Source organism: Nocardia sp. NPDC087230, assembly GCF_044744725.1.
Taxonomy (GTDB): Bacteria; Actinomycetota; Actinomycetes; order Mycobacteriales; family Mycobacteriaceae; genus Nocardia; species Nocardia canadensis.
The window spans coordinates 299,691-311,829 of sequence record NZ_JBIUYV010000004.1; the positions used below are offsets into that span (position 1 = coordinate 299,691).

The following is a 12,139-nucleotide window of genomic DNA, read 5'->3' on the forward strand; positions in this document are numbered from 1 at the left end:
TAGCAATATGCCATACGTCGTTACCCAGTCATGCTGTAGTGACGCCTCGTGCGTCTACGCATGCCCGGTGAACTGCATTCATCCGACCCCGGATGAGCCGGACTTCCTCAGCGCGGAGATGCTCTACGTCGATCCGGCGGCATGCGTGGACTGTGGCGCCTGCGCCACCGCGTGCCCCGTCGACGCGATCACCTCCTCGAAGAAGCTGACCGAAGAGCAGAAGCCCTTCATCGAGATCAACGCCGACTTCTACCGCGTGCAGCGGGACCGGCCGACGTTGGCTCGCCCGGTGATGCCGCCCGCGATCGACACGCAGCGTTCGCCGCTGCGCGTCGCCATCGTGGGGTCGGGCCCGTCGGCGATGTACGCCGCCGACGAGCTGCTGACCCAGCCCGGTGTCTCGGTCACGATGTTCGACCGGCTGCCGCAGGCCTACGGGCTGGCCCGGCTCGGCGTCGCGCCCGATCACAAGCGCACCCGTCAGGTCGCCGATCTGTTCGACGTGATGTCGAAGCAGGAGGACTTCGGTACCTACCTCGACGTCGAGATCGGCACCCACGTCAGCCATGCCGAGCTGCTGGAGTACTTCCACGGCGTCATCTACGCCGTGGGCGCGTCGGCGGATCGCAAGCTGGGCATCCCGGGTGAGGGCCTGCCGGGCAACGTGTCGGCCACCGACTTCGTCGCCTGGTACAACGGTCACCCCGACCACGCCGAGGACCGGTTCGACCTGAACCAGAAGCGCGTCGTGATCGTCGGCAACGGCAACGTCGCCCTCGACGTGGCCCGCATCCTGACCGTCGACCCGGCCACCCTGGCCGACACCGACATCGCGCCCTACGCGTTGAAGGCGTTGCGCGAGAGCAAGATCGAAGAGGTTGTGATCCTGGGTCGTCGTGGCCCGGCGGAATCGGCCTTCACGGTGCCCGAGTTCGTCGGCCTGCTGGCCGCCGACATCGACATCGCGATCGACGGTGAGCTGCCCGAGGTGACCCCCGAGCTGCCGTACAAGGTCGAGCAGAAGCTGCGTCTGCTGCACAGCGTCGCGCGGCGTCCGTTCGGTGAGCGTAAGCGCATCGTGTTCCGCTACCTGTCCTCGCCGGTGGAGATCCTCGGTACCGACACGGTGACCGGAGTGCGGGTCGAGCGCAACGAACTGGTCACCGACGCCGAAGGCCGCACCAGCGCGGTGGCGACCGGGGACACGGATCTGCTGGAAGCGGGTGTCGTGCTCACCTCGGTCGGCTACCGAGGGGTGCCGACCAAGGATCTGCCGTTCGACGACGCTCGCGGCGTCATCCCGAACGAGCAGGGCCGGGTGCTGACCGCGCCCGGGGGCGAGGTCGTCGCCGGCACGTACGTGACCGGCTGGATCAAGCGTGGTCCGACCGGCTTCATCGGCACCAACAAGTCCTGCGCGCAGGAGACGGTGCAGCAGCTGGCCGCGGACTTCAACGCCGGCAAGCTGCGCGCGCCGGCGCGCGACGCGCAGGAGTTCGACCGGCTGGTGCGTGCCCGCCGACCCCAGGCGCGCGCCGGTGGCGCCGCGGTGCCCCACGGGGGACCGATCAAGCGCCTGCTGGCTCGCGGCTGACGCGACCGGCGACAGCGCCGAGGCCCGCCCCGTCGTCTGGGAACGACGCGGCGGGCCTTCGGCGTCCTACTGGGCGGTGAAGCCGCCGTCCACCGTGACCGCCGCCCCGGTGACGAAGGACGCCTCGCCGCTGAGCAGGAAGGCGCACAGCGCCGCGATCTCGTCGGGCCGGGCGATCCGCCCGATCGGGTGCAGCGCCGCGATCGCGGCCTCGCCCTCGGGCGTGGCGCCCATCGAGGCACGGAAGGCGGGGGTGTCGACCGCGCCGGAGACCAGCGCGTTCACCCGTACGCCCGCCGCCGCGGTCTCCAGCGCCACCGACCTGGTCAGACCGACGACGCCGTGCTTGGCCGCCACATACGGCGCCACCGAGGCCATCCCGACCACGCCGAGGTTGGAGGCGTTGTTCAGGATCGCGCCGCCGCCCGAAGCGGTGATCGCCGGCACCTGGTGCCGGAGCCCGTGGAACACCCCGGTGAGGTTCAGGTCGAGTTCGGCGCGCCAGGACGCGTCGTCGATCTCGGCCACCCCACCGAACGCGGTGACCGCGCCCGCGTTGTTGAACGCCGCGTCGAGCCTGCCGTACTCGGTGAGCGCCGCCTGGGTGAGCCGCTCGACATCGGCGTCGACGGTGACATCGGTGGGCACGAACACCGCCCGGCCGCCGGCCGCTCGAATCTGTTCGGCGACCCGCTCGCCCTGATCCTTGCCCCGCGAGCCGAGCACGACCGCGGCGCCTTCGGTGGCGACCCGCAGCGCGACCGCCCTGCCGATGCCGGAACCGGCGCCGGTGACGAGGACGACCTGGTCGGCGAAACGAGTGGACATCGCTATTCCCTTCTCTCCCTGGCATTTCGGAGCACGACTCGGTGTCACTCCGTGCTTCGAGTCAACCGCGGCCGCCGGGCGGGCGCTGGCGGGTATCGGCCGTGACGTTGACGCGTCATAGCATTTGGCGTGTACTTCGGTATGTGGCACCCGAATTCGGCGAATGGCTTAATGCTGATGGCGGGAAAAGAATTGATTACCAGTCGGTAAGTGCGTTAATCACGGCCTGAAACAGACCGTAGGAATGTATTCAGCAGGCGCCCAAGTTGATTACTCGCAAGTAGCTGTATCTCGGAGTCTGTCAGTAGCTTTGGCAACGTTCAGGGGACTGGACGTCTGTCCGTATACCGGCTTACCTGGGAAGATCCCCTAACAAGGGCCAAAGGTCACGTGTTTCGTATCAATCAGGCAGCAATTCGGCTTTGGGCCGGTTAATCTGTGCGAGCTGTTTGGAAGACGACCGCGGCCACATGGTGCGCTCGCGTGCTGGACGTGGTCACGGTGCGTTGACGGGATAGCAAATACATGACCAGAGGTCTGGGCTTAAGCATCGGTACGGTCAATGCGATTTCGGCGGTGGTGGCCGATGATCCGACCAAGCCGACGGTGCGCACACGGCGTACCGCACTCACCTTCGACGACGCGGGTCGGCCCCGCATCGGAGCCATCAATGAATTCGCTTCGGCGATCACCGATTTCGCGGACCTGAGCCGCGAGCCGGAGCCGATGGTGATCGGTGGTCGCTTCTTCTCGGCGACCAACTTGATCGCCGCAGTGGTCACCGGCCTGATCGAACTGGCCGAACCGGCCGCCGGTGCCGTATTGACTTATCCGGCAGTGTATTCCGACAAGCAGGTCGCGCTGCTCGGACAGGCGCTGCACCTGGCGGGCGCCGGTCAGGTGCTCCTGGCGCCGGAGCCGGTCGCCGCGGCCGAATGGCTGGAGGCCGACCAGGGTCCGCTGGCGCCGGGCTTCGTGCTCGTCTACGACCTGGGCGCGAACAGCCTGGACCTGACCGTGCTGCGCGTCGGGCCGGACTGGCCGCACCATCCGATGGTGGGAACCCCGGTGCGCTCCACCGACTTCGGCGGCAAGCCGCTCGGTGAGATGGTCGCCCGCTACGCCGGGTCGGGCAAGGTGGGCCGTGCGGCGCCGACGCTCACCTCGATGGTGAACACCGACGCGCTGCGCGCCGAACACATCCGCGATACCTTCCCGCTGGTCAGCAAGACCGTGGCGGCGGCAGGTCTGCGCCTGGCCGATCTCTCGCGCATCCTGGTGGTCGGCGGTGCCTCGCGGCCGCCGGAGGTCGCGCGCACGCTGGCCGAACTCGGCGTCCCGTTGGTCACCGTCGCCGATCCGGGTCAGGTGGTCGCCGCAGGCGCCGCCGCGCTCGCGGCTCGGACCTTCGCGCCGGTGCAGCAGGGTGGTCCCTCGGCGCCGCACGTCGCCGTGTTCTCCAGCGCGGCGGTCGTTTCCGCGCTCGCCATGTCGGCGATGACGGTGTTCGGCAGTCCCTTCGACCCGGGTCTGACCCCGGTGCTCGACCGGTTCCCGGCCCTGGGCGCGCCCGCCGAAGCCCTGCTCTACGACATGAGCGCCGACCTCGTCGCCGCGCAGAACAGCAGCCTGCTCGGCGCTGTCGACCCGATCACCGGCCGGGTCCGCGTGGCCGGCGCCGCCATCGCGCAGAGCGCGTACGAGAGGATCGTCGCCCCCGCCAACGCGGCCCGTGGCAAGACCGCTGACGGCGGCGAACGCGGCGGATCGGACCGTCAGACCACGAGCGAGGAGTGTCGTTCACCGCTTCTCGCGCGGTCGACCTACGGTGATCCGGCGCGCTTCATCAACCCGCTGCCTTTCCGGCTCGGTACCCCCGCGCAACCGTCGAATGTGCCGACCGCGCCGAGCGATATCCCCGGAGGTGGCCCCATCACCGGTTCCGGACCCAGTGCTCCCTCGGTGCCTGCCCCGGGCACACCGGCCGCGCCCGGCGCCACCACTCCCGGTACCGACCCGTCGACGCCGGGCGGTACGACCGCGCCGTCCACCGACACCGGCGCCTCGGCACCCACCGGCGGAACCGGCACGGGCACAGCGCCTTCCGGTGGCGCGACGACCGGCGGCACGACCGGCGGCACCGAGACCGGTGGCAGTACGGGTGGCACGACCGGCGGGACGACGGAAGGCGGTTCGACCGTCGGCGGCACCACCGGCGGCAGCACTTCCGGCGGTGGAACCACCGGCGGCTCCGACACCTCCGGTACCGGTGGCACCTCCAGCGGTGGCACCGGCGGTGCGTCCGGCGGTGGCTCCGACAGCGGCGCCTCCGGTGGTGGCGCTTCCGGCGGAAGTGCTTCCGGTGGAAGTGATTCCGGTGGTGGTGCGTCCGGTGGCGGTGCCGCGGGCGGCGGTGACTCCGGTGGCGGTGCTTCGGGCGGGGGTGCCTCGGGTGGGGGCGCGTCGAGTGGGGGTGCTTCGGGCGGTGGTGCTTCCGGTGGAAATGACTCGGGCGGTGCTGCTTCCGGTGGTGGCGCCTCGAGCGGCGGGTCCGGCGCCTCGTCCGGCGGCGGGGCCTCGTCCGGAGGCGCGGCCTCCAGCGGAGCCTCGTCCGGGGGTGCTTCGTCCGGCGGTGCCTCGGGCGGTGGTGCTTCCAGCGGCGGCGCGTCCTCCGGCGGGTCCAAGGGCGGTGGCATGAGTGGCGGCGCCGGCGGTGGTGGCGGCGGTGGCGGCGGTGGTTCGCGCCGCTGACCCCGGGCTGACCCGCCCACCCCTGTCCCTTGATCGTGGCTGGTAGGGCTGGTGAATTCTCGGGTGGGTGTCGGTGGGGGCGGGCACAATGGGCTGATGGCATTACTCGGGGGAGCGCCGAAACTGATCGCGCTCGATGTAGACGGAACCCTGTTGGCGACGGGGTTCGAAGTGAGCGCGCGGGTCTCGGCGGCAGTGGCGGCCGCGGTGGCGGCGGGGGCGCACGTGGTGGTGACCACCGGGCGCACCCTGCTGACCACGCGGCCGGTGCTGAAGGAACTGGGGCTCACCGAAGGACACGCGTTGTGCTCCAACGGCGCCGTGCATATCGATGTGGCGCGGGGCGAGCCGGTCGCGGTGCAGTCGTTCGACCCGGCACCCGCCATCCACGCCTTGCGTGCGCTGTTCCCGGACATGGTCTTCGCGGCCGAGCGAGTGGGGGAGGGCACCTGGGCGACGGGACACGGACCGGGAGAGTTCTCCATCGGTGAGTTCCTGCTCGTCGACCATCAGATGCTGGGCAGCGCACCGACTCCGCGACTCAACGGCTGGTGGCCCGGCGGCACCATCGAGGAGATGCTGCACCTGCTCGCCTCGCTGGAGGTGCCCGACGCCTCGTGGGTGCACGGCGAATTCGGGCCGTGGGTCACGGTATCGCGCCGGGGTGTCTCCAAAGGCTGGGCGCTGGAACGACTCCGGCTCGCGCTCGGCATCCCGCCGGACGCCACTCTCGCCATCGGCGACGGCTTCAACGACCGCGAAATGCTGCGCTGGGCCGCGCATTCCGTCGCGATGGCGGGCTCGCCGGACTCGGTGCTCGCCCTGGCCGACGAGGTGACCGGCGACGTGACCGAGGACGGTGTCGCCACCGTCCTCGAGCGCTGGTTCGCCGCCTGATGGGCTAGGCTGAGGCCGCCGCCCTCGACGCGGCCGTCATCGCGACGAAGTGCGGATTGCTCATGATCCCGAGGACATTGCCGAACGGATCGAGCACCGCCGCGGTCGCGAACCCCGCGCCTTCGCCGCGTTCGGTGATCGGCTCGTACTCGGTGGCCCCGAGCGCGAGCAGCCGGGCGAAGGTGGCGGCGAGATCGTCGACATGCCAGAACACGACACCGCCGCCACCGGGTGCGTTGCGAGCGCCCGCCGGCGCGTAGGCGCGATTGATGAGGCCGAGCTCGGCCTGCATCGGCCCGACCCGGAACTCGTAGTAGCCGCCCGGCACCTCGTAATACGGGGCCAGGCCGAGGAACTCGGTGTACCAGTCCTTGGCGGCGGTGAGGTCGTCGGCGTAGTAGGTGGTGGTCGCCATTCCCTGCAGCATGTCTGCTCCCGATGTCGTCGTTGTGGTGAGAACGACTTTGCCAGGCAAAGTGCTCACCGAATGAGCACTTTGTTGGGCAGAATCACGAGTATGCGAGCGGACAGATTGGTGGCCACCCTGCTGTTGATGCAGGCGCGTGGCCGGGTGACGGCCGCCGAGGTCGCCACCGAGTTGGAGGTCTCGGTGGCGACTGCCCGCCGCGACCTGGAGGCACTGTCGGCTGCGGGTATCCCGGTGTATCCGCAGGCGGGCCGTGGCGGTGGCTGGTCGCTGGTCGGCGGTGCCCGCACCGATCTGTCCGGCCTGACCGCGGGCGAGACCAGGGCGCTGTTCCTGCTGGCCGGTCCGGCCGCGCAGGCCGCGCCGGAGGTGAAGTCCGCGCTGCGCAAGCTGGTGCGGGCTCTGCCGCAGACCTTCCGGGCGGACGCGGCCGCGGCGGCCGACGCGGTCGTCGTCGATCCCGCCCGCTGGGGCCGACCGGATCCCGAACCCCCCGCGGTTCTGCCCCTGCTGCAACGGGCAGTGGTCGATCGTCGGCAGGTCCGGATGGAGTACTCGCGGGCCGGGGAGCGCACCGTCCGCGTGGTGCATCCGTGGGGCTTGGTGGAGAAGGAAACGGTCTGGTACCTGATCGCGGGCACCGAGCGTGGTCGCCGGACCTTCCGGCTCGACCGGGTCGGCGCGGTCGCCGTCCTCGACGAGACCGCCGATCGCCCCGCGGATTTCGACCTCTCGGCCGAATGGGCGCGGATCGTCACCCGGATGGAGCAGCGGCGGGCCGCCGTCGCCGCGACGGTACTGGTGTCGGCGACACTGGCGCCGATCCTGGCCGATCAGCAGGGCCGCAACTGCACCCTGCTCGGGCCGGTGGACGACGGCCGGGTCCAGGCCAGCGTCACCGCCGACACCGCGAAGATGGTCGCCCGGCAACTGGCGGGCTGGGGCGCCGACGTCGAAGTCGTCGGGCCACCGGAAGTCCGGGCCGAGCTCGTCGCCCTCGGCACCGAGCTGGTGCGCGGCAACAGCTGAGCGGCCGTGGTGCCGGCGGGACGCGCCGCCGACACCACGGACGGTCTAGCGCTCGAGCCGCGCGGCCAGTGCCCGCACCACCTCGGTCGCCACGACCGCGTGACCGCTCGTCGTGAAATGGATGAGATCGGCGCTCATCAGACTCCGCCGCGTCCGCACCGGGTGCTCCCAGAACTCGGTCAGCACGGCGTCGAAGTCGGCGGCCACCGCCCGCACCACCTCGTTCATCTCGGCCATGCGCGGACGCATCGGACGCATCGGCGCCATCCGCTCGATCGCCCACACATCGGCCACCGTGAACACCGACAGCTGCGCTCCCGTCGCGGCCAGCGCGGCGAACATCGCCGAGAGGTTGTTCCGCAGCCGCTCCGGGTCGCCGCCCGCCTCGAACAGGTCGTTGCCCCCGCAGCTGATGTGCACGAGATCCGGTGCGAATTCCAGGATCTCGGGCAACTGATGCTGCCGGACCTGGGTGCTGGTCGCGCCGATCCGTCCCGTATTGCGGTACACCAGTGCGGGATTCACCGTCGCCAGGGTGGCGGCGACCCGGTCGGCCCAGCCTCGGGCCGCGTAGCCGGGGCTGGGATCGCCGGTACCCGCGGCGATCGAGTCGCCCAGCACGGCGAAGCGCTGCCAGGGGGCCGCACGCAGCAACTCGACCGCGTCGTCCGGGCGCAACAACAGCGGATCGTCGGCCTCGGTGTACTGCTCGGACAACGGTGTGGTGAAAGACATCTCGCGACTCCTAACGGGTAGTACGGGCCTGCGACGGGACGAGGAGCAGCAGTGCGACCGCGAGCCCGATCACCGCGCCGACGGCGAATACCGTGTGGAAGGCGCGCACCGCGTCGTCGGGCACCGCGGTGAAGACGGCGGCCAGCACCGCCACGCCGAGCGCGCCGCCCACCTGCCGGGCGGTCACGTTCATGCCGATCCCGGCCGCGAACTGTTGCGGGGGCACCGAACTCGCGGCCGCGGTGCCGAGCACCGTGACCACGATGCCGATGCCGCCGCCGCCGAGCAGTCCGGCGGGTACCCATGCCGACCACAGCGCGGGATCGGGGCCGAACGCGTCGGTGCTCATCCAGGCCAGCGAGGCGGCGTACATCAGCGCGCCGACCACGCCGGCCCAGCGCTGGCCCCGCGGTGCGGTGATCCGGCCGACGATCACCGAGGTCACCATCGACGCCGCCGCGCCGACGGTCAGCGCCGCGGCCGATTCGAGCACCGAGTAGCCCCAGAGCGCGTCCAGGAACATCGGTCCGGCCAGCAGCCAGGCGAACATGGTCGCGCCGAAGAGCAGCGAGCCGGCATTGGCGAGCGCGAATTGCCGATTCCGCCACAGTGTTACGGCCACGGCCGGATCGGGGTGCCGCATCGAGCGAGCCAGCGCGAACGTCACCAGTACGGCGCCACCGATGAGCGCCGCGAGCGTGACCGGGGCCGTCCAGCCCCAGCTCTGGCCCTCGGTGACCGCGGCGACGAGCGCGCCGAGGCCGAGCGCGACGGCCAGGGTGCCGAGCGGATCGGGCAGGGCGGTATCGCGGCGGGCATCGTCGGTGCTGGGCAGGCGCAGGCCGGGCACGATCAGCGCGAGCGCGATCGGCACGTTGACGAGGAAGATCGCACGCCAGCCCAGGCTCTCGACGAGCGCGCCGCCGATGGCCGGACCGACCACCGCGGCGAATCCGCCCGCGGCCGTCCAGACGGCGATGGCGGAGCCGATCTTCGCGCGCGGCGTGGCCGCCAGCACCAGCGCGAGCGCGGCGGGCACCATGAACGCCGCCGTCATGCCCTGCAGGACGCGTCCGGCGATGAGCCAGCCCGCGCTCGGCGCGAGCCCGCACAGCAGCGAGGTGACGGCGAATCCCGCCAGTGCCAGGGCGAACATCCGGCGCCGTCCGAGGACGTCGGCCAGCCGGCCCGCCGGGGTCAGGAGCGCGGCGAAGGCGATCGCGTAGCCGCTGACGATCCAGGTCAGCGTGCTGGTCGCGGTGCCGGGGTAGGAGGTGGCGATGGTCGGGAACGCGATATTGACCACGGACAGGTCGATGAAGGCGATGAAGGCGGCGCCCGACGCCACGGCCAGGGTGCGGCCCGCGGCGCCGGTGTCGGGTGTCGTGCTGGTCGGCGAATCTTCGGGCCGAGCAGAAACGTCGGTCATGGGGAAGGTCCTTCACGGAGGAGAAATAAGAACGTACGATCGTTCGTAAATAAAAGTACGACCGATCGTTCGCCCATGCAAGAGGTGGTGGAACAATGGAGTTCATGACGCAGCTGTCCGAGTCCGGCGACCAACGACTGGCCAAGGGCGCGCGTGCCAGGGCGACCATCGCGCGCCGCGCCGCCGAACTCGCCTCCATCGAGGGGCTGGACGGCATCAGCATCGGCATGCTCGCCACCGACCTCGGGATCAGCAAGAGCGGCATCGCCACGCTGTTCGGCACCAAGGAGGCGCTACAGCTGGCCGCCGTGGCGACCGCCCGTGACGTGTTCATCGAACGGGTGATCGCGCCGAGCCTGCGCGAACCACGCGGCGTCGGCCGGATCCGCACTCTGATCGACCGCTGGTTCGCCCACATCGAGGATCCGCCATTCCCCGGCGGCTGTTTTCGCGTCGCCACGCTGACGGAGTACAGCAGCAAGGAGGGGCCGGTCCGCGATGCCGTGGTGGCCGACCACGACGAGTGGCTGGCGTTGCTCGCGGTCGAGATCCGCAAAGCGCAGGAAGTCGGCGACTTCGCCGGCGCCGATCCGGAACAGCTGGTGTTCGAGCTCGACGCGGTGGTGAGCGCGGCCAATATCGCGCGCCAGATCGGGGATTCGGCGCGGGTCGAGGCCGCGCGCGCCATCGCCGCGCGCCTGCTCGCGTCCTAGCCTGCCCCGGTAAACGCCGATGGCGTCGTCTCCCGGCTCGGGTGACGACGCCATCGGTCGGCGGCTCAGTGGTGGTGTGCGTGTCCGGCGTGCGGGTCGTGCCGCGGCGTCGCGATGCCCGCGGTGAGCGTGAACGCCGCGGTGCGGACCACCTCCCCGTGCCGGAAATCGAGGAACAGGCGGTAGGTGCCCGGGCCGGGAACCGCGGTGTGGAAGGTGATCTCGGGTCCGGCCGGGGTGACGCCGTCGCCCGGTTCACCGTTCGGGTGCACGTGTACGTAGGCGAGGTCGCCCGCGCGCAGGATCACCAGATGGCCGAAGGCGGCCAGGTAGGGCTGCAGATCCGTGACCGGCACACCATCTTTGCGCACGGTCAGGGTGAGCAGGTCGCCCTCGGCGCGCAGGTCGCCGTCGACGGTGACCTCGTACCCGTCGACCGTCGCGGTGCGCCTCGCCGCCGGAACCGGCTGTGGCGCATAGTGACCCGCGATCGCGAGATCGGCGCCGAGGGTGATCGTGCGGCCGAGCGCGCGCGGCGCGATATCGGTGAAGACGCGGTAGGCGCCCGCCTCGGGGAGATCGAGGCGGATCACCCAGGTGCCGTCGTCCTCGCGCACCGGATGGACGTGCCAGAACCCGGTCAGTTCCCGGCGCGCGACGATCAGATGGAGCTCGCGGTCGTGGATCGGGTCGAACTCGGTGACCGGCGCTCCGTCCGGCCCGAGGATCCGGAACCGGAAATCGATCCCGCCGGGCGCGGCGATCGTGGTGTCGAGGTCCAGGGTGTATCCGTCCTGGGTGACCAGCAGTCCGCCCGGCGCGCCCGCGCCGTGACCGGCGTGAGCGTCGCCGTGACCGGCGTGAGCGTCGCCGTGACCGGCGTGAGCCGGCTCGGCGGCGGCGTGCTTGCCGTGTCCCTGGTGTGCCGCGTGCGCGGTGGTATCGATGCCGTTGTCCGCGTGGTTGTTCCGGTGCGCGGCGGGCGCGGCGTCAGCGTGTCCGGCGTGGGTGTGGTGTCCGGCGTGGGCGTTGGTGGTCATCGTGGTCGCCTCTCTCTGTTCGCTGTGCGTTGCTACGAACATATACCCCTAGGGGGTATGTAGTGAAGAGTGATGACCTGTGGACTGGGTCACACCGGTCCGGGCGTCCGGGTCAGTGCTGGGCGTTCCAGAAGCCGATGGCGATGGCGCCCCACCAGCAGATCTGGGAGATCGCACCGGACGCGGCGCCCCAGGCCAGCAGTCGCGGCGGCAACGGCCCGGTGGTCCGCTCGGCCAGGCGCTTGCTCAGCACCGTCGCTTGTAACCCGTTGACGGTAAGGATCGCGGTCAGCGCCATTTTGATCTGCGTCGGAGGCGAACCGAGATCGGGCTCGAGGACGCCACCGCTGACGACCAGCGTCGCCAGGCCCAACCAGATCGGCACGTGCATTCGGGACACGCCCGCCATCGCCTCGGCCAAGGTGCTGCGCCCGGTCAGCCACAGTGCGGTCAGGTAGTCGGCGATCAGCACCCCGCCGAACCCGAGCGTCAAGCCGGCCAGGTGGACGAACAACCCGGCGGTATGCAGCGCGGGGTCCGGGTGTACGTGGGTGGCCACCCACAGGACGCCGCCGAGCAGCGCCGTCGACCCGAGTGCCGCGGCGCCGATCAGCCACCAGGAATCGAGCAGGCCGATCGGCCGCTCGGGTTCCGGCGCCGGCCAGCGGCCGCCCCGCGGCATCGGGGCCGGGGTGT

The 12,139-nt window shown here is 70.8% G+C and carries 11 protein-coding genes; 5 read left to right on the forward strand and 6 right to left on the reverse strand.

Features of this window, described 5'->3' with window-relative positions; translation table 11 throughout:
* Positions 1-7 precede the first annotated feature (7 nt).
* The gene (locus tag ACIO52_RS17015) at positions 8-1,594 is read left to right on the forward strand and encodes an FAD-dependent oxidoreductase (protein WP_316573896.1); all 1,587 of its coding nucleotides are present in this window, start codon (positions 8-10) and stop codon (positions 1,592-1,594) included.
* 66 nt (positions 1,595-1,660) lie between these two features.
* Here ACIO52_RS17015 and ACIO52_RS17020 read toward each other — a convergent pair whose 3' ends face one another.
* Entirely contained in the window at positions 1,661-2,422 is a 762-nt protein-coding gene (locus tag ACIO52_RS17020; protein WP_342801033.1) for an SDR family oxidoreductase, read from the reverse strand.
* 525 nt (positions 2,423-2,947) lie between these two features.
* Between ACIO52_RS17020 and ACIO52_RS17025 the strand changes: the two genes are divergently transcribed.
* The gene (locus ACIO52_RS17025) at positions 2,948-5,173 is read left to right on the forward strand and encodes an Hsp70 family protein (protein ID WP_402644804.1); all 2,226 of its coding nucleotides are present in this window, start codon (positions 2,948-2,950) and stop codon (positions 5,171-5,173) included.
* 96 nt (positions 5,174-5,269) lie between these two features.
* Positions 5,270-6,070 carry an HAD hydrolase family protein gene (locus ACIO52_RS17030; RefSeq protein ID WP_316573898.1) on the forward strand — a complete coding sequence of 267 codons (801 nt, stop codon included), beginning with the start codon at positions 5,270-5,272 and terminating at the stop codon, positions 6,068-6,070.
* A gap of 4 nt (positions 6,071-6,074) precedes the next feature.
* Here the strand turns inward: ACIO52_RS17030 and ACIO52_RS17035 are convergent, their stop codons facing one another.
* On the reverse strand, positions 6,075-6,497 hold the full coding sequence (locus ACIO52_RS17035; RefSeq protein WP_218717380.1) for a VOC family protein: 423 nt from the start codon (positions 6,495-6,497) through the stop codon (positions 6,075-6,077).
* A 90-nt stretch (positions 6,498-6,587) separates the two neighbouring features.
* Between ACIO52_RS17035 and ACIO52_RS17040 the strand changes: the two genes are divergently transcribed.
* On the forward strand, positions 6,588-7,526 hold the full coding sequence (locus ACIO52_RS17040) for a helix-turn-helix transcriptional regulator (RefSeq protein WP_402644807.1): 939 nt from the start codon (positions 6,588-6,590) through the stop codon (positions 7,524-7,526).
* Positions 7,527-7,571: 45 nt separating this feature from the next.
* On the opposite strand, the gene ACIO52_RS17045 is transcribed toward ACIO52_RS17040, so the two are convergent.
* Positions 7,572-8,261: an SGNH/GDSL hydrolase family protein gene (locus ACIO52_RS17045; RefSeq protein WP_402644810.1), complete on the reverse strand. Its 690-nt coding sequence runs from the start codon at positions 8,259-8,261 to the stop codon at positions 7,572-7,574.
* Positions 8,262-8,271: 10 nt separating this feature from the next.
* Positions 8,272-9,690, reverse strand: coding sequence for an MFS transporter (locus ACIO52_RS17050; protein ID WP_218717377.1), 1,419 nt, complete (start codon positions 9,688-9,690; stop codon positions 8,272-8,274).
* Between the two features lie 104 nt (positions 9,691-9,794).
* Here ACIO52_RS17050 and ACIO52_RS17055 point away from each other — a divergent pair, with 104 nt between their 5' ends.
* Positions 9,795-10,403, forward strand: a complete 609-nt coding sequence (locus tag ACIO52_RS17055; RefSeq protein WP_316573900.1) for a TetR/AcrR family transcriptional regulator — start codon at positions 9,795-9,797, stop codon at positions 10,401-10,403.
* 65 nt (positions 10,404-10,468) lie between these two features.
* Here the strand turns inward: ACIO52_RS17055 and ACIO52_RS17060 are convergent, their stop codons facing one another.
* Both ACIO52_RS17060 and ACIO52_RS17065 read right to left on the reverse strand, forming a co-directional pair.
* Complete coding sequence (locus tag ACIO52_RS17060; RefSeq protein ID WP_402644814.1) at positions 10,469-11,443, reverse strand: hypothetical protein; 975 nt, start codon at positions 11,441-11,443, stop codon at positions 10,469-10,471.
* 112 nt (positions 11,444-11,555) lie between these two features.
* Positions 11,556-12,125, reverse strand: a complete 570-nt coding sequence (locus tag ACIO52_RS17065) for a hypothetical protein (RefSeq protein ID WP_255587403.1) — start codon at positions 12,123-12,125, stop codon at positions 11,556-11,558.
* Positions 12,126-12,139: the final 14 nt, after the last annotated feature.

What these genes read in the sequence shown, in the direction of transcription:
- ACIO52_RS17015 (WP_316573896.1), top strand. Translation starts at nt 8, where the DNA reads ATGCCATACGTCGTTACCCAGTCATGCTGTAGTGACGCCTCGTGCGTC.
- ACIO52_RS17030 (WP_316573898.1), top strand. Translation starts at nt 5,270, where the DNA reads ATGGCATTACTCGGGGGAGCGCCGAAACTGATCGCGCTCGATGTAGAC.
- ACIO52_RS17050 (WP_218717377.1), bottom strand. Translation starts at nt 9,690, where the DNA reads ATGACCGACGTTTCTGCTCGGCCCGAAGATTCGCCGACCAGCACGACA.
- ACIO52_RS17060 (WP_402644814.1), bottom strand. Translation starts at nt 11,443, where the DNA reads ATGACCACCAACGCCCACGCCGGACACCACACCCACGCCGGACACGCT.
- ACIO52_RS17040 (WP_402644807.1), top strand. Translation starts at nt 6,588, where the DNA reads ATGCGAGCGGACAGATTGGTGGCCACCCTGCTGTTGATGCAGGCGCGT.
- ACIO52_RS17055 (WP_316573900.1), top strand. Translation starts at nt 9,795, where the DNA reads ATGACGCAGCTGTCCGAGTCCGGCGACCAACGACTGGCCAAGGGCGCG.
- ACIO52_RS17045 (WP_402644810.1), bottom strand. Translation starts at nt 8,261, where the DNA reads ATGTCTTTCACCACACCGTTGTCCGAGCAGTACACCGAGGCCGACGAT.
- ACIO52_RS17020 (WP_342801033.1), bottom strand. Translation starts at nt 2,422, where the DNA reads ATGTCCACTCGTTTCGCCGACCAGGTCGTCCTCGTCACCGGCGCCGGT.
- ACIO52_RS17035 (WP_218717380.1), bottom strand. Translation starts at nt 6,497, where the DNA reads ATGCTGCAGGGAATGGCGACCACCACCTACTACGCCGACGACCTCACC.
- ACIO52_RS17025 (WP_402644804.1), top strand. Translation starts at nt 2,948, where the DNA reads ATGACCAGAGGTCTGGGCTTAAGCATCGGTACGGTCAATGCGATTTCG.
- ACIO52_RS17065 (WP_255587403.1), bottom strand. Translation starts at nt 12,125, where the DNA reads ATGCCGCGGGGCGGCCGCTGGCCGGCGCCGGAACCCGAGCGGCCGATC.